At 72.6% G+C, this 21,308-nt stretch carries 2 protein-coding genes; both read left to right on the forward strand.

All coding sequences use genetic code 11. The features are described 5' to 3' along the window. The first annotated feature begins 196 nt into the window (after window positions 1-196). Window positions 197-3,526 carry a non-ribosomal peptide synthetase gene (locus tag D7X32_RS19850; RefSeq protein ID WP_158625719.1) on the forward strand — a complete coding sequence of 1,110 codons (3,330 nt, stop codon included), beginning with the start codon at window positions 197-199 and terminating at the stop codon, window positions 3,524-3,526. Continuing rightward, window positions 3,513-21,308 (forward strand): non-ribosomal peptide synthase/polyketide synthase (locus tag D7X32_RS19855; protein WP_120604133.1); only part of this gene is annotated, 17,796 nt, incomplete at its 3' end. The genes D7X32_RS19850 and D7X32_RS19855, both read left to right, overlap by 14 nt.

Raw genomic sequence — 21,308 nt, forward strand, 5'->3', positions numbered from 1 at the left:
CACGTCGAAGACTTGCAGGATGTTCACGTGCTCCAGGGCCCAGGCGAGCGGACCGCGGCGTCAAGGCCCCCACCCCACTGAGTCAAAAGTCGCCGCGAGGCGGGAAGCCCGGCGGCCTGTCGGAGCCCGGGATGTTTCATGAGACATTCGCCGGGTTCTCAACGTTTTCATGCCCTCCGGGGCGATGATGGAAACCATGACGTCACCCTCGGACGACAAGCGGGCCCTGCTGGCGAAGCTCCTCCAGGAGAAGGTCGCGGCCCCCAGGCGCGCTCCGCTTTCCTTCGCGCAGGAACGGATGTGGTTCCTCGAACAGTGGAGCCCCGGGGGGGCGGCGCTGAACATGCCGGTGGCCGTGCGGCTCGTGGGCGATCTCCAGGCGCCGATGCTCCAACGCGCGCTCCAGGCGCTGGTGCTCCGCCATGAGGCGCTGCGCACCACCTTCGCGCTGGCGGACGGACGGCCCGTGCAGCTCGTCGCACCGGCGCTGGAGGCGGCGCTCCCGGTGGAGGACCTGCAGCCACTTCCCCAGCCAGAGCGGGAGGCCCGGGCCTTCCAGCGCGTCGCGGAGGTGGCCCGTGAGCCCTTCGACCTGGAACGGGGGCCGCTGTTCCGGGCGCGCCTCTTCCGGCTGTCCGCGCGCGAGCACCTGCTGCTCTTCGCCATGCACCACGGGGTGTCGGACGCCTGGTCCATGGGCGTCGTCGTCCGCGAGTTGACGGCGCTCTACGCGGCCTTCCTGGAGGGCAAGGCCTCCGCGCTGCCTCCGCTGCCGCTGCAGTACGGCGACTACGCCAGCTGGCAGCGCCGGTCCCAGGAGGGCGCGGAGGCGGATGCGCGGCTCGCCTGGTGGCGCGAGCGCATCGACCCCCACGCGTTGCTGGAGCTGCCCACGGACAAGCCGCGCCCGGCGGTGCTGGGCACGCGCGGCGCACGCGAAGCGCTCGAGCTGCCCGCCGCGCTCACCGCGGACCTCAAGGGGTTCGCCCGGAAGGAAGGCCGCACGCTGTTCGTCACCCTGCTGGCGGCGTTCCAGACCCTGATCCACCGCTACACCGGCCAGGAGGACCTCGCCGTCGGAACGCCCGTGGCCCACCGCCCCCGCGCGGAGCTGGAGGGGCTCATCGGCCTGTTCGTCAACACGGTCGTCCTGCGCACGGACCTGTCGGGCACCCCGTCCTTCCGGGAGCTGCTGGCGCGGCTCCAGCCGGTGGCGCTCGACGCCTTCGCCCGCGAGGAGCTTCCCTTCGAGCGGCTGGTGGACGCCCTCAAGCCGGGCCGCGACCCGAGCCGCGCGCCCCTCTTCCAGGTGATGTTCGTCCTCCAGAACGCGCCGCTTCCGCCTCTGGAGGCGCCCGGACTCCAGCTGGAGGCGCGTCCGGTGGACACGGGCTCCGCCCAGTTCGACCTGACGCTCATCGCCGAGGACCTGCCCCAGGGGCTGCGCCTCACCGCGGAGTACCCCACGGACCTGTTCGAGCCCGGCACCGTCCGCCGGATGCTGGCGCACCTGGTCCGCCTCCTGGAGGGAGCCCTGGCCGCGCCGCAAGAGCGCCTGTCGCGGCTGCCCCTGCTCACCCCGGACGAGCGCGAGCAGGTGCTGGGGGCGTGGAGCGGCACTTCCGCGCCCTACCCCCGCGAGGACGGTCTGCACACCCTCTTCGAGGCCCAGGCGCGCCGCACGCCCGACGCCCCCGCGCTCACCTTCGAGGGCGAAGCGCTGAGCTACCGGCAGCTGGACGCGCGCGCCAACCAGTGGGCCTGGCACCTGCGTGGGCTGGGCGTGGGGCCGGAGACGTACGTGGGGCTGTGCGCCGCGCGCTCGTTCGACATGGTGGTGGGCATGCTCGCGACGCTCAAGGCGGGCGGCGCCTATGTCCCGTTGGATCCCACCTATCCCGCGGCGCGGCTGGCCTTCATGCTCCAGGACTCCGCGGTGAAGGTGCTGCTGGCCCACCGGCCCCTGCTCGCGGGACTGCCCTCCGAAACAGGCACTCGCGCGGTGTGCTTCGAGGACGGGGTCCCGGACGCGGCCCACCCAGGGGCGCCCCCCGGAGCGCCCCTGCCGGACGGCCCCGCCTACGTCATCTACACCTCCGGCTCCACGGGCCAGCCCAAGGGCGTCGTGGCCACGCACCGCGCGGCCTGCAACCTGGTGGTGCACGAGGCGCGCGTCAGCGAGCTGGGCCCGGGCTCGCGCGTGCTCCAGTTCTCCAACCCCGGCTTCGACGTGTCCGTGGAGGAGATCTTCGCCACCCTCACCGCCGGCGGCACCCTGTGCCTGGCGCCGGTGGAGCGGCTGATGCCCGGCGAGCCGCTGCATCAGCTGCTGAAGCAACAGGCCATCACCGTGCTCAACGCCACCCCCACGGCGCTCGCGGCCACCGACGCCACGGGCCTGCCAGCGCTGCGCACCGTCTTCTCCGGTGGCGAGGCGTGCACCGCGGAGCTGGTGGCGCGCTGGGGCGAGGGCCGGCGCTTCATCAACGGCTATGGGCCCACGGAGGTGACGGTGACGGCCACCGCGACGGAGGTCCGGCCAGAGGGCCGCGCGCCGCCGCTGGGCCGCCCCATCCCCAATGTGCGCGTGTACGTGCTGGACGCGCGGCTGTCGCCGGTGCCGGTGGGGGTCCCCGGGGAGCTGTGCGTGGGCGGCGTGGGCCTGGCCCGCGGCTACCTGAACCTGCCGGGCACCACGGCCGAGCGCTTCGTGCCGGACCCCTACGCGTGCGAGCCGGGCGCGCGCCTCTACCGCACGGGAGACCGGGTGCGCTGGCGGCCGGACGGAGAGCTGGAGTTCCTGGGCCGGCTGGATGGCCAGGTGAAGCTGCGGGGCTTCCGCATCGAGCTGGGGGAGATCGAGGCGGCGCTGCGCCAGCACGCCGCGGTGGAGGAGGCCGCCGTGCTCATCCAGGACACGCCCGCGGGGGGCCAGCGGCTCGTCGCGTGGCTCGTCCCGGCCGCGGCGGGACAGCCGCCCACCGCGACGGCGCTGCACGCGTTCCTCCTGGAGCGGCTTCCGCCGCACATGGTGCCCTCCGCCTTCGTCGCCGTGCCCGCGTTCCCTCTCACCGCCAACGGCAAGCTGGACGTGCGCGCGCTGCCGCCGCCCACGAGCGGTCAGCTGGACTCGGGGCGGACCTTCGAGGCGCCGCGCACGGAGCGGGAGGAGCAACTGGCCCGGCTCTGGAGCGAGGTGCTCCAGGTGGAGCGCGTGGGCCTGGATGATCCGTTCTTCGAGCTGGGTGGCAACTCGCTGCTCGCGCTGCGGCTGCACCAGCGCCTGCGCGCGGAGCTGGGCGTGGAGCTGCCGCTGACGGTGCTCTTCCAGCACTCCACGGTCCGGGCCCTGGCGGAACGCATGGCGCAGGGCGGCGGCTCCGACAGCGGGGCGAAGTCCGGACGCGACCGGTCGCGCCGGCGGCAGGCCTTCGCGCGCAGGACGGTGGCCGCGCCCGCGCGGGACGCGGACGAAGGCGTGGATCTGGAGCCGGACCTGGAGCTGGACGGGGATGGAGATGTCTGAGGAGACGGCGGACACGGTGGAGCGCATCGCCATCATCGGCATGTCCGGACGCTTTCCGGGCGCGCCCACGCTCGACGCCTTCTGGGACAACCTCCGGCGCGGCGTGCACTCCCGGCGCGAGCTGACCGAAGCGGACCTGGAGCAGGCCGGGGTGCCTCGGGCCCAGCGCGAGCGGCCGGACTGGGTGCGCGCCGCGTATCCGCTGGACGGGCCCACGCACTTCGACGCGGGGTACTTCGGCTACAGCCCGCGCGAGGCAGAGGTGCTGGATCCGCAGCAGCGCGTCTTCATGGAGACGGCGCTGGAGGCCCTGGAGGACGCCGGCTACGACCCGGAGCGCTTCCCCGAGGCCATCGCCGCCTTCGCGAGCACCAGCACCAGCTCGTACCTGTTCCAGGCGCTCCTGCGGCGTCCGGAGCTGTTGCAGACGGTGGGCCTGTACAACCTGTCGCTCGCCAACGACAAGGACTTCGTCGCCACGCGCACCTCGCACCGGCTGGGCCTGCGGGGGCCGAGCGCCACCGTGCAGACAGGCTGTTCCAGCGCGCTGGTGGCGGTGCACCTGGCCTGTCAGAGCCTCTTGTCGGGCGAGTGCGAGATGGCGCTCGCGGGCGGCGTCTCCGTGGCGTTTCCGCAGACGGCCGGGTACGCGTACCAGCCAGGGATGATCATCTCCCCGGACGGGCTGTGCCGCGCGTACGACGCCCGCTCGCAGGGCACCATCTTCGGCTCGGGCGTGGGCGTGGTGGTGCTCAAGCGCCTGTCGGAGGCGGTGCGGGACCGCGACACCATCCACGCGGTCATCCTGGGGTCGGCCGTCAACAATGACGGCTCCGCCAAGGCGGGCTTCACCGCGCCCAGCGTGGAGGGCCAGGCGGCCGCCATCGCGGAGGCGCTGGGCGTCGCGGGCGTGGAGCCGGAGGACCTCCAGTACGTGGAGGGGCACGGCACGGCGACGGCCCTGGGCGACCCGGTGGAGGTCGCCGCGCTCAATCAGGCCTTCGGCGGCCCGCGGTCGGGCACGCAGCGCTGCGTGCTGGGCACCGTGAAGGCGAACATCGGCCACCTGGACTCCGCCGCGGGCGTGGCGGGGCTGCTCAAGACGGTGCTGGCCCTGAAGCACGCGGTCATCCCCCCCACGCCCCACTTCCAGCAGCCCAACCCCGCCATCGACTTCGACGGTGGCCCCTTCTTCGTCACCGCCGAGCCCAGGCCGTGGGACGGAGCAGTGAAGCGCCGGGCCGGGGTCAGCTCGTTCGGCCTGGGGGGCACCAACGTCCACGTGGTGCTGGAGGAGCCGCCGCGCGCGAAGGCCGCCGGCACCCGGCGCGCGTGGCACGTGCTTCCGCTGTCCGCGCGCACACCCCAGGCGCTGGAGGACGCCACCGCCCGGCTCGCCGCGCACCTGGAGCGCACCCCGGGCCTGGAGCTGGCGGATGTCGCGTCCACGCTCCAGCGGGGCCGCCGAACACACGAGCACCGGCGCGCGCTGCTCTGCCGGGACCTGGAGGATGCGCGGGCCGCGCTGGTGGATCCCCGCCGCCACCTGGGGGGCTCGAGCGTGAACGTGCGCCGCCCCGTGGTGTTCCTCTTCCCGGGCCACGGCAGCCACCACGTGGACATGGGCCGCGCGCTGTACGAAGCGGAGCCCGTCTTCCGCAAGCACCTGGACGCGTGCCGGGACGGGCTGGCCGCGCACCTGGGCCACGACCTGCGCTCCGTGCTGTTTCCGGACCGGGCACCGGAGGAGGCGGGCGCGCTGCTGGAGCGGATGACCTTCGCGCAGCCCGCGATGTTCGCGGTGGAGTACGCGCTCGCGCAGCTGTGGCGTTCGTTCGGCGTGGAGCCGGAGGCCATGGCCGGCCACAGCACGGGCGAGTACGTGGCCGCGTGCCTCGCGGGCGTCTTCTCGCTCCCGGACGCGCTGGCGCTGGTGGCCGCGCGCGGACGACTCATGGATGCGCTGCCGCCCGGGGGCATGCTGTCGGTGTCCCTGCCGGAGGACGCACTCGCGCCGCTGCTGCCGCCGGGGGTGTCCGTCGCGGCGGTGAACGCGCCCGCGCTGGTCGTGGTGGCGGGGCCCCTCCAGGCGCTGGAGGCGCTGGAGGCGACGCTGGCCGCCAGGGGCGTGAGCACCCGGCGGATCCGCGCCCTGCACGCGTTCCACTCGGAGGCCGTGGCGCCCATGGTGGAGGGCTTCCTCCAGGAGCTTTCGCGCGTGCGCCTGTCGCCGCCGAAGCGGCCGTACGTCTCCAGCCTGACCGGGACGTGGATCACCGCCGCGCAGGCCACGGATCCACGCACCTGGGCGCGCCACCTGCGCGAACCCGTCCGCTTCGCGCAGGCCGCGACCACGCTGCTCGCGGGCGCGCAGCGGCTCTATCTGGAAGTCGGTCCGGGCCAGGCCCTGGGAACGTTCGTCCGGCAGTGCGCGCCCCCGGGCAACCCCGCCACCGCCCTCACGTCGCTGCCCCGCCCGCGCGACGGCCAGGACGCCTGGCTGCACCTGACGGAGACCGCCGCCCGGCTCTGGCTGGCCGGCGCCTCCATCGACCTGGCGAAGCTGTACGGCAAGGAGCCCCGCCGCCGCGTTCCGCTGCCGCCCTACCCCTTCCAGCGGGAGCGCTTCGACCTGCTCGCGGTCGCGTCCGTTCCGGGTGCCCGGCTTCCGGCCTTCGCCGTGTCCGAGGTCCCCCGCGAGGACGTCACGCCCGCGCTCGAGTGCGCGGTGCCCACGTGGCAGCGCGTCGCGGGCGCCCCCGTCCCCCGTTTCGACGCTCAGCGCTGGCTGGTGCTCGAGGATGCGAACGCCCCTGGCGGAAGCATCGCGCGGCGGCTGGAGGCACGGGGCGCGGACGTCCTCGCGCTGGGTCCGGACGCGCCCTGGGCGCCGCTCAAGGAGTGGCTGGCGGCCGGCGGGAGCCCGGACCACGTCGCGTTCCTGTGGCCCCTGGCTCCGGCGGAGGGCCCGGGCGCGGTGGACCGCGTGCTTCACGGGCTGCTGGGGATCGCGCGGCGATTGGGGCCGGGCGCGGCCAAGCGGCCTGTGACGCTGGCCGTGCTCACGTGCGGCGCCCAGGACGTGACGGGCGAGGAGCCGCTGCGCGCATGGCAGGCCACCGCGTCCGGCGTGTGCCGGGTGCTGTCCCAGGAGTACCCGGGGCTGCGCTGCCGCGCCATCGACGTGAGCGCGCCACGGCCGGAGGAAGGTCCGCGCTGGGCGGAGCGGCTGATGGCGGAGCTGGGCGCGGGCGGGCCAGCCATGGTCGCGCTGCGCGGACCGCACCGCTTCACGGAGTCGTTCGAGCCGGTCGTCCCGCCGCGCACCTCGCCCTTGCGCGAGGGCGGCGTGTACATGGTCATGGGAGACCTGCGAGCCGGAGGCCTCGCCCTGGCCGAGGCGCTCGCCACAAGCGCGCGGGCGCGGCTGGTGCTGCTGACCGATACCGTGCCCCAGGCGTCCCAGTTGGAGCGCCTCGGGGGCCTTGAGCGCGCGGGGGCGCAGGGCGTGCTCCTCGTGCCGATGGGCGCGGGTGAGCCCGAGCCCCTCCTCCAGGGGCTGCTCGCCGCCGAGGCCCGCTTCGGCGCGCTCCACGGCGTCTTCTTCGTGCCGGAGGGCGCGGCGGGCGCGGGCAGGCAATCCCTGGCGGACGCCACGGCCGAGGCGTGGGCGCCCGTCTTCCGCTCCCGCGTGGGGGCGCTGGGCGCGCTGGCCGGGGCCCTCCAGGGGCGTGCTCCGGACTTCGTGATGGTGTGCTCCTCGCTGACGGCCGTGGTGGGAGGCGTGGGACGTGGCGTGCTGGCCGCCGCGCATGCCGCGATGGACACCTTCGCGGCGGAGCAGAACCGGGGCCAGGGCCCGCGCTGGTACGTGGCGGACCTGGATGCGTGGCGGGAGGAGGTCATCCCGGTCCTGCTGGGCCTGATCAACGCCTCTGCGCAGGGGGGACGCTGGTGGATCTCCCGGGGCCCGCCGCGCGCGGAGGAGCCGGACACCGCTGGGACGTCCGGGACGGCGCCGGATCCGGAGGGCGGCTCACTGGCCCGGGACACCGGACGGCATCCCCGCCCACCGCTGGCGACCCCGTACATGGCCCCCCGTGGCGACACCGAGCGCCGCGTGGTGGAGCTGTGGCAGGAGATGCTGGGCATCGACGCGCTCGGCGTGGACGATGACTTCTTCGAGCTGGGCGGCCACTCGCTGTTGGCCACCCAGGTGCTCGCGCGCGTGAGGTCCGCCTTCGCCGTGGAGCTGCCCTTGCGCGCCTTCTTCGAAGCGCCCACGCCCGCGAGGCTCGCGGAGCGAGTGGACGCCGGGACCGCGGGCGCTCCCGCGAGCGTCCTCCCGCCGCTGACGCCCGTGCCCCGCGACGGACGGCCCCTGCCGCTGTCCTTCTCCCAGCAGAGCCTCTGGTTCCTTGATCAGCTCCACCCGGGAGGCAGCGCCTACAACATGCCGTCCGCCCTCCGCCTGGAGGGCCGCGTCGACACGGCCGCGCTGGAGCAGTCCTTCACGGAGCTCCTCCGCCGGCACGAGGCGCTGCGGACCACCTTCCACGCGGACGGCGGTGCGCCCCTCCAGCGCATCCACCCGCCGGCGGCCTTCCGGCTGGCGGTCATGGACGTGTCGTCCCGCGACGCTCCCGAAGCGGAGGCGCACCGGCTCGCGGCCGAGGAGCAGCTGCGTCCGTTCGACCTCGCCGCGGGGCCCCTGCTGCGCGCGGTGCTGATCCGGATCGCGGAGGCGCGGCACGTGCTGGTGGTGACGATGCACCACATCGTCTCCGACGGCTGGTCGCTGGGCGTGTTCGTCCGGGAGATGGTGGCGCTCTACCAGGCCTTCGCTTCCGGACAGCCCTCCGCGCTGGCCCCACTGCCAGTGCAGTACGCCGACCATGCCGCGTGGCAGCGCGCGTGGCTTCGGGGGGAAGCCCTGGAGTCGCGGATCCGCTGGTGGCGTCAGCAACTGGCTGGCGCCCCCGCGTTCCTGACGCTGCCCACCGACTTCCCGCGTCCGCCGGTGGCGTCCTTCCGGGGCGACGCGGTGCCCGTCGCCCTGCCGCGCGCGCTCTCCGAGTCCCTGGCCGCGTTGTGCCAGGCCGAGGGTGTCACCCCGTTCATGGCCCTGCTGGCCGGATTCCAGGCCCTGCTCTGCCGCTACTCGGGCCAGGACGACGTGAGCGTCGGCAGCGCCATGGCCGGCCGCCGCTTCGCGGAGCAGGAAGCGCTCATCGGCTTCTTCGTGAACACGCTGGTGTACCGCACGCGCCTGCACGCGGACCCCACGTTCCGCGAGCTGCTCGCCCGCGTGCGCGACACGACCCTGGAGGCGCACGCCCACCAGGACCTGCCCTTCGAGAAGCTCGTCGAGGCGTTGCGGCCGGAGCGGGATCCCTCGCGCTCGCCGCTCTTCCAGGTGAACTTCACGTTCCAGAACATGCCCATGGGGACGCTGGAAGCGCCGGGGCTGCGCTTCGAGCCCGTCCCCATCGAGGGCGGCACGGGCCGCTTCGACGTGACGCTGGTGCTCACCGACACGCCGCGGGGCCTGACGGGCACGCTGGAGTACGCCAGCGACCTGTTCCGCCCGGAGACAGCGCGGCGCCTGGTCACCCACCTGCACGTGCTGATGGAGGGGGCGCTGCGAAGCCCCCACCTGCGGTTGTCCGAGCTGCCCCTGCTCACGGACGCCGAGCGGCAGGCGCTGCTGGTGGACTGGAACGCCAGCGACGCGGACTTCCCACGCGAGGCGAGCCTGCACTCGCTGTTCGAGGCCCAGGTCCGGAGCACGCCGGACGCGCGCGCGGTCGTCTTCGAATCGCAACACCTCACGTACCGCCAACTGGACGCGCGCGCGAACCAACTCGCGCACCACCTGCGTGCGCTGGGCGTCGGCCCCGAGGTCATCGTGGGGCTGTGCGTGGAGCGCTCGGTGGAGGGCGTGGTGGGGATGCTCGCCATCCTCAAGGCGGGCGGTGCCTTCCTCTGCCTGGATCCCGCCCACCCCGCCGCGCGGCTCGCGCTGATGCTGGAGGACTCCGGGCTCCAGGTGCTGTTGACCCAGGACGCGCTGCTGGACGTGCTGCCCCTGTCCTCGTCCTGCGTGCCGTGCTGTTTCGACGCGGACGCGGCGGCCATCTCACGTCACCCCACGACGCCACCGGGGGTAGAGGTCCACGCGGGGCACCTGGCCTACGTCATCTACACCTCGGGCAGCACCGGCCGGCCCAAGGGCACGCTCCTCGCGCACCGGGGGCTGTGCAATTCGGTGCTCGCGGCGGTCCGGGCCCATGCGCTGTCCGCCACGAGCCGCGTCCTCCAGTTCGCGTCCCCGACCTTCGATGCCGCCATCCTGGAGACCTTCGCGCCGCTGCTCGCGGGCGCCACGCTGGTGCTGGCCCCCCGGGAGCGGCTGCTGCCGGACGCGCCCCTGCGCGCGCTGTTGTCCGAGCAGGAGATCACGGCGGTCACGCTGACGCCGTCGGTGCTGGCACAGCTGACGTCAGGAGACCTCGCGAGCCTGCGCACCGTCATCTCCGCGGGCGAGGCCCTGTCCCCGGAGGTCGCCCGGCGCTGGAGCGAGGGCCGCACGCTGCTCAACGCCTACGGCCCCACCGAAGCCACCGTCTGCGCCTCCATCACACCAGGGCCGGTCCGCGCGGACGCGCCCGGCATCGGCAAGCCGTGGTCCAACACGCGGCTCTACGTGCTGGACGCGAACCAGCGGCCGGTGCCCGTGGGCGTGCCCGGGGAGCTGTTCATCGGGGGCGTGGGACTGGCACGCGGCTACCTGGGCCGTCCGGACCTCACCGCCGGGCGCTTCCTCCCCGACCCCTTCGGCACCGAGCCCGGCGCGAGGCTGTACCGCACCGGAGACCGCGTGCGTTGGAGGCAGGAAGGGGACATCGAGTACCTGGGCCGGACCGACTTCCAGGTGAAGCTGCGCGGCTTCCGCATCGAGCTGGGAGAGGTGGAGGCCGCGTTGCAGGCGCACGCGGCCGTGCTCCAGGCCGTGGCGCTGGTGCGCGAGGACGCACCGGGGCTGCCCAGACTGGTCGCGTACGTGGTGCCGAGCGGGGACGGGACCCCGGACGCTGCCGGGCTGCGCGCGTTCCTCCAGCAGCGTCTGCCCGAGTACATGGTGCCCGCGGCGTTCGTCGTGCTGGAGGCGTTGCCGCTCACCTCCAGTGGCAAGGTGGACCGGCAGGCCCTGCCTTCACCCGAGCTCCGCGCCAGCGGCACTCCGGGCCACGTGCCCCCGCGCACGCCCACGGAAGAACGGCTCGCCGCGCTCTGGGCGCCGCTGCTCCAGGTGGAGCAGGTGGGCGCGGAGGATCACTTCTTCGAGCTGGGAGGTCATTCCCTGCTGGCCACCCAGCTCGTCTCCCGCATCCGCGCGGACTTCGGCGTGGAGCTGGCGCTGCAAGCCATCTTCGAAGCGCCGACGCTCTCGGCGCTCGCACGCAGGCTGGACGCCGCACGGCCCGAGGACGCATCGCGGGCCCCACCCCTGTTGCCAGTGCCACGCACGGGCGCCCTGCCGCTGTCCTTCGCGCAGCAGCGCCTGTGGCTCATCGAGCAGATCGAACCCGGTGGCACCGCCTACAACATCCCCACGGTGCTGCGCATCCGCGGACGTCTGGACCGGGGCGCACTGGGCAGGGCCTTCAGCGGGCTCGTCGAGCGTCACGAGTCCCTGCGCACCGTCTTCGCCACGAAGGACGGCGAGCCCGTGCAGGTCATCCAGCCCCCGACGGAGTTCGCGCTGCCAGCGGTGGACCTGTCGGAGGCTCCGGATGAGGAGCGCGCGGCCCGCGTCCGGCAACGCGCCGAAGCGGAGACGCAGCGCCCGTTCGACCTGGCGGGTGGGCCGCTGCTGCGAGCCCTGCTGCTGCGAGTGGGCGCGGAGGAGCACGTGCTGGTGGTGACGATGCACCACATCGTCTCCGACGGCTGGTCCATGGCCCTGCTCGTTCGCGAGGTGGCCTCCCTCTACTCCTCCTTCTCCTCAGGCCTTTCTCCCTCTCTTACGCCCCTGGGTCTCCAGTACGCCGACTTCGCCTCCTGGCAGCGTCAGTGGCTTCAGGGCGACGTCCTCCAGGCCCAACTGGACTACTGGAAGCAGCAGCTCTCCGGTGCCCCCTCTCTCCTGGATTTGCCCACCGACAGGCCTCGCCCCGCCCTCCAGTCCTCTCGCGGCGCGTTTGTCCCCGTCCACTTCTCCCAGGCCCTCACCTCCCGCCTCCTCCGCTTCTGCCAGCTGCAAGGCGCCACCCCCTTCATGGCCCTGCTCGCTCTCTGGCAGCTGCTCCTCTCCCGCTACTCCGGACAGGACGACGTCAGCGTCGGTGCTCCCATCGCCGGCCGCACCCGCTCCGAGACCGAGGGCCTCATCGGCTTCTTCGTCAACACCCTCGTCCTCCGCTCCCGCATCCATCCCCACTTCTCCTTCCTCCACCTCCTCTCCCAAGTCCGCTCCTCCACCCTCTCCTCCTTCGAGCACCAGCACCTCCCCTTCGAGAAGCTCGTCGAGGAGCTCCAGCCTCAGCGCTCCCTTCGTCACTCCCCTCTCTTCCAGGTGATGTTCACGCTGAGGAACACGCCGGACGCCGCCATCCAGGTGGAGGGGGGCGCTTCCGCGCTGGAGTTGAGTCCGGTGGAGTCGGACGTCGTCGCGGCGAAGTTCGACCTGAACCTCTCGCTGGCGGAGACACCCGAGGGCCTGGCCGGGGAGCTCCTCTACCGGACGGACCTGTTCGACGCGGCCACCATCGTCCGCATGGGCGAGCACCTGCGCATCGTGACGGAGGCCGCGCTCGCCGCGCCGGATGCACCCGTGGGCGGCCTGTCCTTGCTGTCCGCCGCGGAGCGCTCGCAGGTGCTGGAAGGCTTCAACGCGACCGCGGACGCCTTCGTCGCGCCAGGCCCCCTGCACGCGCTCATCGAGGCGCAGGCCGCCCGCAACCCGGAGCGGCCCGCGGTCGCCTGCGGCGATCAGGTGCTCACGTATGGAGCGCTGGACACGCGCGCCAACCAGTTGGCGTGGCGGCTGCGCTCGCTGGGCGTGGGGCCCGAGGTGCGCGTCGGGCTGTGCCTGGAGCGCTCGGTGGACATGGTGGTGGCCCTGTTGGGGGTCTGGAAGGCCGGGGGCGCATACGTCCCGCTGGAGCCGTCCCAACCCGCGCAGCGGCTGCGGTCCCTGGTGGAGGAGGTCGCCGCCCCCGTCGTCGTGACCGCGTCCCGTCACGCGGAGGCCTTCACTTCGCTGGCGGCGCACGTGGTCCAGCTGGACACGGACGCGCAGCTGCTCGCGGCCCAGCCACGGGAAGCGCCCATCCACGGCGCCACCGCGCGGTCACTGGCCTACGTCCTCTTCACGTCGGGCAGCACGGGCCGGCCCAAGGGCGTGGCCGTGGAGCATGCGCAGCTCTTCCAGTACGTGCGGGCCGCCACCGAAAGATTGCGGCTGGAGGAGTGCGCGAGCTTCGCGCTCGTCTCCACCTTCGCCGCGGACCTGGGCAACACGGTGCTCTTCCCCGCGCTGTGCACGGGAGGCCTGCTCCACGTGCTGCCGCAGGAGCTGGCCAGCAGTCCCGCGGAGGTGGCCGCGTATTTCCAGCGCCACGCGGTGGACTGCATGAAGATCGTCCCCTCGCACCTGGCGGCGCTGCTGACGGCGGCCGAGCCCCGGCACGTCCTGCCCCGGAGGAAGCTGGTGTTGGGAGGCGAGTCCTCCTCGCCGGCCCTGCTGGAGCAGGTGCGCGCGTTGGCGCCGGACTGCGAGCTGCTCAACCACTACGGCCCCACGGAGACGACCGTGGGCGTGATCGCGGGTCCGGCGGAGATCCGGCCCCAGGCCCCGGTGCCACTGGGCCGGGCCCTGGCGCACACGCGGCTGTACGTCCTGGACGAAGGGCTGCGGCCCGTGCCCGTGGGCATCCCGGGCGAGCTGTTCATCGGCGGCGCGCAGGTGACCCGCGGCTACCTGGGCAGGCCCGAGCTGACCGCGGAGCGCTACCTGCCGGACGTGCACAGCCCGCTGCCGGGCGCGCGCATGTACCGAAGCGGGGATCGGGTGCGCTGGCTGCCGGACGGGCGCGTGGAGTTCATCGGTCGCGTCGACTTCCAGGTGAAGGTGCGCGGCTTCCGCGTGGAGCCGGGAGAAGTCACCGCGGCCCTGAGCGAGCACCCCGGCGTGCGTGAGGCCTGGGTCGTGGCGCGCGAGGACATGCCCGGGGATGCGCGGCTCGTGGCCTATGTCGTGAGTGCGGCGGAGCCCGTGCCCGCCGGGACGCTGCGAGCCTTCCTCCAGGAGCGGCTGCCGGCCTACATGGTGCCTGCCGCCTTCGTGCACCTGGAAGCGATGCCGCTTACCTCGAACGGCAAGCGGGATCGCAAGGCCCTGCCCGCGCCGGCGGACACGATCCGCGCGGCGGCCTTCATCGCCCCGCGTACCTCCACCGAGGAGCGGCTCGCGGCCCTGTGGGCGGGGCTGCTGCGCGCGGAGCGGATCAGCGTGGAGGAGGACTTCTTCGAGCTCGGCGGCCACTCACTGCTGGCCACGCAGCTGGTCTCCCGGATCCGCCGGGCCTTCGAGGTGGAGCTGCCGGTGCGCGCGCTCTTCGAAGCGCCCACCGTCGCCACGCTCGCGGCGCGCATCGACTCCGCCGCGCGCACGCAGGCCCCTGTGCTGCGTCCCGTCCCGCGTGACGGGGACCTGCCCCTCTCCTTCGCCCAGCAGCGCCTCTGGTTCATCGACCAGTTGCAGCCGCTGAGCGCCGCCTACCACATGCCCGCCTTCGTGCGGCTGGTGGGCCCTCTGGATGAGGCCTCGCTGCAACTCGCGCTGGATGAGTTGGTGCGTCGTCACGAGGCCCTGCGCACCACCTTCGTCCAGCACGAAGGCCAGCCGCTTCAGCGCATCTCCGCCACGGCGGAGTTACCACTCGTCGTCGTGGAGCCGGGCGCCCTTGCCCTGGAGCCGCAGCTGCGCGAGGAGGCCTCACGGCCCTTCCAGCTCGACGCCGGTCCCCTGGCTCGCGCGAAGCTCTGGCGCCTGGGGCCCACCGAGCACGTGCTCGCGCTGACGCTGCACCACATCGTCTCCGACGGCTGGTCCATGGGCGTGCTGGTGCGCGAAGTGGCCGCCCTCTACGAAGCCTTCTCCCAGGGCAAGCCTTCCCCGCTGCCACCCCTGCCCGTGCAGTACGCCGACTACGCCGTCTGGCAGCGGCAGTGGCTGCAAGGCGACGTCCTCCAGGCGCAACTGGACTACTGGAAGCAGCAGCTCTCCGGCGCCGCTCCGCTGGAGTTGCCCACGGACAAGCCCCGGCCTCCCGTGCAGTCCTCCAACGGCGCCCAGGTGCCTGTCGTCCTGACGGCTGAGACATCCCGTCGAATCAAGGCCCTGGGTCTCCAGGAGGGCGTCACGCCCTTCATGCTCCTGCAGGGCGCCTTCCAGGTGCTGCTCTCCCGTTACGCTGGCCAGCAGGACGTCACCGTCGGCTCGCCCATCGCCGGTCGTCAGCGCGCGGAGCTCGAAGACCTCATCGGCTTCTTCGTCAACACGCTGGTGCTTCGTGCGCGCATGGCCCCCGCCCTCTCCTTCCGCGCCCTGCTCGCGCAGGTGAAGGAGACGGCGCTGGGGGCCTACGCCCATCAGGACGTCCCTTTCGAGCGGCTGGTGGAGGAGCTTCACCCCACGCGCGACATGAGCCGCGCCCCGCTCTTCCAGGTCCTCTTCTCCCTGCAAGGTGCACCCGACACGGAGCCTCTTCGCGAGCAGGCGCTCTCACTACATCCCCTGGAGGCGGACACCGCGACCTCCAAGTTCGAATTGCAGCTCATCCTCTCCGACACCCCCGAGGGCTTCCGGGGCACGCTCGCCTTCAACACGGACCTCTTCGAGGCGAGCACCGCCTCGCGCATGGCCGCGCACTTCGGCCGCCTCGTGGACGCGCTGCTGGCGCGTCCCGACGCGCCCATGGTCAACGTCTCCATGCTCGGCGAGGACGAGCGGCGCCAGGTGCTCGTGGAGTGGAACGCCACCGCATCCGACTTCCCACGCGACGCCAGCATCCAGTCGCTCTTCCACGAGCAGGCGCTGCGGACTCCGGACGCCATCGCCGTCGAGGCAGAAGGGGCGACGCTCACCTATCGACAGCTGGAGGCGCGGTCCAATCAGCTCGCGCGCTTCCTGTTGACGCTGGACCTGGGCCCGGAGCCGCGCATCGGGGTGTGTCTCCACCGGAGCGTGGAGCTGGTGGTGGGGCTGCTGGGCATCCTCAAGGCCGGTGGCTGCTACGTGCCGCTGGATCCCTCCTATCCGGCCCAGCGGTTGGCGTTCCTGATCGAGGATTCGGGTGTGGCGGCCGTGCTCACGCAGCAAGCCCTGACGCCGGTGCTTCCGGAGTCCTCGCGCCCGGTGGTGTGCCTGGACTCCGACGGGGACCAGATGGCACGGCAGCCGGCGGAGGCGCTCCACACGCCCATCCATGCGGATCAGCTGGCGTATGTCACGTACACGTCGGGGTCTACGGGGACGCCCAAGGGCGTGGCCATTCCTCACCGGGGCGTGGTGCGGCTGTTGATCGGCTCGCGCTTCGTGAAGCTGGGGCCCTCGGAAGTCGTGTTGCAGCTCGCGCCGCTGGCGTTCGACGCCTCGACCCTGGAGATCTGGGGTGCGCTGTTGCACGGCGGCCGGCTGGTGCTCCTTCCCCAGGCGGTTCCGGCGCTGGAGGAGCTGGGCCAGGCGCTGCTCCGGCATCGGGTGTCCGTGCTCTGGCTGACGGCGGCGCTCTTCGACCAGATGCAGCAGGAGCAGCCCCGGGCCCTGGCGTCCGTGGCGCAGCTCCTCGCCGGAGGCGATGTGCTCCCCGTGCCGCGGGTTCGCGAGCGGCTGGCCCTGTCGCGCGGCCTCGTGAACGGCTACGGGCCCACGGAGAGCACGACCTTCACCACCTGCCATGTGATGGTTCCCGGAGACGCCGTGGGCGGCTCCGTGCCCATCGGCCGGCCCATCGCCAACACCCAGGTCTACGTGCTGGACGCGGCGATGCAGCCGGTCCCCGTGGGGGTGCCGGGCGAGCTGTACATCGGCGGCGACGGCCTGGCGCGAGGCTACCTGGGGCGGCCGGCCCTCACCGCTGAACGCTTCGTGCCGAATCCCTTCGCGGCGGCGCCGGGCGAGCGGCTGTACCGCTCCGGGGATCGCGTGTGCTGGAGCGCGGACGGCACGCTGAGGTTCCTGGGGCGCATGGACTTCCAGGTGAAGCTGCGCGGCTTCCGCATCGAACCGGGCGAAGTGGAGGCGGTGCTGCGCGAGCACACCGCGGTCACCGAGGCGACCGTGCTGGTGCGCGAGGACGTCCCGGGAGACAAGCGACTGGTGGCCTACGTCGTGCCCGCGGAGCTGGACACCGCGGCGCTGCGCGACCACCTGCGCCAGCGGCTGCCGGAGTACCTGGTGCCGTCCGCCTTCGTGGCAATGGAAGCCCTGCCGCTGTCGGCCCACGGCAAGGTGGACCGGAAGGCACTGCCCGCGCCGGAAGTCCCACGCGGCTCCGCGACCCGCGAGCCCCCGCGCAACGCGCTGGAGACCCACCTGGTCTCGCTCTGGGAGAAGGTGCTGGGCCGGGATGGCCTCGGCATTCACGATCACTTCTTCGAGCTCGGTGGCCACTCGCTGCTGGCCACGCAGCTGATCTCCCGGATCCGCCGGGCCTTCGAGGTGGAGCTGCCGGTGCGAGCGCTCTTCGAAGCGCCCACCGTCGCCGCGCTCGCGGCGCGCATCGACTCCGCCACGCGCACGCGGGCCCCCGCCCTGCGTCCCGTCCCGCGTGACGGGGACCTGCCCCTCTCCTTCGCCCAGCAGCGCCTCTGGTTCATCGACCAGTTGCAGCCGCTGAGCGCCGCCTACCACATGCCCACCTTCGTGCGGCTGGTGGGCCCTCTGGATGAGGCCTCGCTGCAACGCGCGCTGGGTGATCTGGTGCGTCGTCACGAAGCCCTGCGCACCACCTTCGTCCAGCACGAAGGCCAACCGCTCCAGCGCATCTCCGCCACGGCGGAGTTGCCGCTCGTCGTCGTGGAGCCGGGCGCCCTTGCCCTGGAGCCGCAGCTGCGCGAGGAGGCCTCACGGCCCTTCCAGCTCGACTCCGGTCCCCTGGCTCGCGCGAAGCTTTGGCGCCTGGGTCCCACCGAGCACGTGCTCGCACTGACGCTGCACCACATCGTCTCCGACGGCTGGTCCATGGGCGTGCTGGTGCGCGAAGTGGCCGCCCTCTACGAAGCCTTCTCCCAGGGCAAGCCTTCCCCGCTGCCACCCCTGCCCGTGCAGTACGCCGACTACGCCGTCTGGCAGCGGCAGTGGCTGCGAGGCGACGTCCTCCAGACGCAACTGGACTACTGGAAGCAGCAGCTCTCCGGCGCCGCTCCGCTGGAGTTGCCCACGGACAAGCCCCGGCCTCCCGTGCAGTCCTCCAACGGCTCGCAGGTGCCCGTCGTCCTGACGGCTGAGACATCCCGCCAACTCAAGGCCCTGGGTCTCCAGCAGGGCGTCACGCCCTTCATGCTGCTGCTGGGCGCCTTCCAGGTGCTGCTCTCCCGTTACGCTGGCCAGCAGGACGTCACCGTCGGCTCTCCTATCGCCGGTCGTCAGCGCGCGGAGCTCGAAGACCTCATCGGCTTCTTCGTCAACACGCTGGCACTGCGCATCCAGGTGGATGGGCAGAAGTCGTTCGTCCACTTGTTGCGACAGGTGAAGGAGACGGCGCTGGGGGCCTATGCCCATCAGGACGTCCCCTTCGAGCGGCTGGTGGAAGAGCTTCAGCCCGCGCGCGACCTGAGCCGCGCTCCGCTCTTCCAGGCCCTCTTCGCCCTGCAGAACGCTCCGGCCTCGCCCCTTCGCGAGCAGGCCCTCTCGCTGCATCCCCTGGATGTGGAGTCCTCCACCTCCAAGTTCGAATTGCAGCTCATCCTCTCCGACTCCCCCGAGGGCTTCCAGGGTGCCCTCGGCTTCAACACCGACCTCTTCGAGGCGAGCACCGCCTCACGCATGGCCGCGCACTTCGGCCGCCTCGTGGATGCACTGCTGGCGCGGCCCGACGCGCCCCTGGTCAACGTCTCCATGCTCGGCGAGGACGAGCGGCGCCAGGTGCTCGTGGAGTGGAACGCCACCGAGGCCAGCTACCCGCGGGACTCCACCCTTCCTGAAGTCTTTGCCCAGGTCGTCGCCCGCTTCCCCGAGAAGCTCGCACTTGAATTCGGAGAGGCGCGCCTCACCTACCGGCAACTGGATGAGCGGGCCAACCGCCTCGCCCACCACCTGCGCGGCCTCGGCGTCTCCTCCGACTCGCGCGTGGCCATCGCCCTGGAGCGCTCGCTGGAGCTCGTCGTCGGTCTGCTCGCCATCCTCAAGGCTGGTGGCGCCTACGTGCCCCTGGACCCCAGCTATCCGCGTGAGCGTCTCGCGGCCATGGTGCAGGACGCCCGTCCTCATCTCCTCCTCACATCCCGCGCGCTCCTGGGCACGCTCCCCGAGGCACTGATCAACGTAGTGCTGGAGGAAGTCCCGCTGGAGGCCCTGCCCTCACATGCCCCTGCGCCTTCCGCCCTGCCGCTGAGCCTCGCCTATATCGACTTCACCTCCGGCTCCTCCGGCAGGCCCAAGGGCGTCGGCACGCCTCACCGCGCCGTCCTTCGCACCCTCCTCGGCACGGGCCTCCACCACTTCGGGCCCGACGCGTCCTTCCTGCTGCTCGCCCCCATCTCCTTCGACGCTTCCACCTTCGAAATCTGGGGCGCCCTGCTTCACGGCTCCCGCCTCGTCATCGCCCCGCCCCCTCCTCCTTCGCTCGAGGAGTTGGGCGCCCTGCTTCGGCGCTTCTCCATCACCACCCTCTGGCTCACCTCCGGCCTCTTCTCCCAGATGGTCGATGGCCACCTCGACGGCCTGCGCCCTCTCAAGCACCTGCTCACTGGTGGCGACGTCGTCTCGCTTCCTCACGCGCGCCGCGTCCTTGAGGCCCTCCACCTCCCCGTCATCAACGGCTACGGCCCCACCGAGTCCACCGTCTTCGCCACCGCCTTCCAGCTAGAAGACTCCTCGTTCCCCGGTGCCTCGCTGCCCATCGGCAGGCCTCTGGCCAATACCCGCGTCTACGTCCTCGACGCCCACGGCCTTCCGCTTCCCGTCGGCCTGCCCGGTGAGCTCTTCATCGGCGGTGACGGCCTCGCTCGCGGCTACCTCGAACAGCCCTCCCTCACCGCAGAGCGCTTCGTCCCGGATCCGTTCAGCGAGGAGCCAGGCGCGCGTCTCTACCGCACGGGCGACAAGGCCCGCTGGCGCCCGGACGGCTCGCTCGAGTTCCTCGGCCGCCTCGATTCCCAGGTGAAGCTGCGCGGCTTCCGCATCGAGTTGCCCGAAGTCGAAGCCGCCCTCCTTATCCACCCCGACGTGCGTCAGGCCGTCGTCCTGCTGCGCGAGGACGTCCCCGGCGACAAGCGCCTCGTCGCCTACGTCACCGCTCCGGATACCCTCGCCTCCTCCAGCCTGCGCGCCTTCCTCCTGCACCGCCTCCCTGAGTACATGGTGCCCTCCGCCTTCGTGCGCCTGGACTCGCTCCCCCTCACCTCCCAGGCCAAGCTCGACCGCAGGGCCCTTCCGCCTCCCGACGCCCAAGCCTCCTCTCTCGGCTACGTCCCCCCGCGCACTCCCACCGAGGCGCTGCTGGCCACGCTCTGGGCGGAGCTGCTCCAGATGGAGCGTGTCGGCATCCACGACGACTTCTTCGCGTCGGGTGGGCACTCACTGCTCGCCGTCCGTCTGGCCGCGAGCATCCGCGCGCGGATCGGCAAGAGCCTCCCGCTCGCCGCGCTGTTCCAGGCCCCGACTATCGAACAGCTCGCGGCCGTCCTCGATGGCGGGCCGGCCCCAGCATCCTCCTCGCTCGTCGTCATCCAGCGCGGAGGGACCCGCCAGCCCTTCTTCTGCGTCCACCCGGCGGGAGGCAACGTGCTCGCCTTCGCGGACCTCGCGCGGCGGCTTGGCCCGGAGCAGCCCGTCTACGGCCTCCAGGCACAGGGCCTCGACGGCCGGCTGCCGCCGCTGGACTCCATCGACGCCATGGCCCGGCACTACGTCGAGGCGCTCCGCTCCGTTCAACCGCACGGCCCCTACCGGCTGGGAGGCTGGTCGCTCGGCGCCGTCATCGCGGCGGAGATGGCGCGCCACCTCCATCAGGCCGGTGAAGTCGTGGAGCTGCTCGCCCTCATCGAGCCCAGCCCGGCCCTCGCCTCCCTGGGGGATGACGACTCGGAGCTGGCCCTCCACTTCGCGCTGGACCTGGCCCGCCTCGCCGGGCTGCCCCCCCGCCTTCCCGCGGAGGTCATCGGTGGCGGACCGGAGGCGCTGCTGCACCACCTGCATGCCGAAGGTCAGCGGACCGGCCTCTTCTCCGCGGAGTCCGGACTGGAGGAGCTGCGCATCCTGCTCCGCGTCTTCACCGCCAACGTCCGCGCGCTCGCAAGACACACGCTCACACCGCTGCCGGTGCCCCTCACGCTCATCGTCGGCGCGGACTCCGGCAATCCGGACGCGCGCGGCTGGGCCGCCCTCACCCCACGCCTGGACCTGAACCCTGTCCCTGGCGACCACTACACGCTGCTGCATCCCCCCGAGGTGGAGGGGCTCGCGCGCATCCTCGCGCCGCTCTTGGAGCGCACCGCGCCTGCACGAGCCCATTCCCCCGCCGCCCCCCCCCTGCCCCTTATACTCATCTCC

The sequence above is a fragment of the Corallococcus carmarthensis genome (assembly GCF_003611695.1).
Lineage (GTDB): Bacteria > Myxococcota > Myxococcia > Myxococcales > Myxococcaceae > Corallococcus > Corallococcus carmarthensis.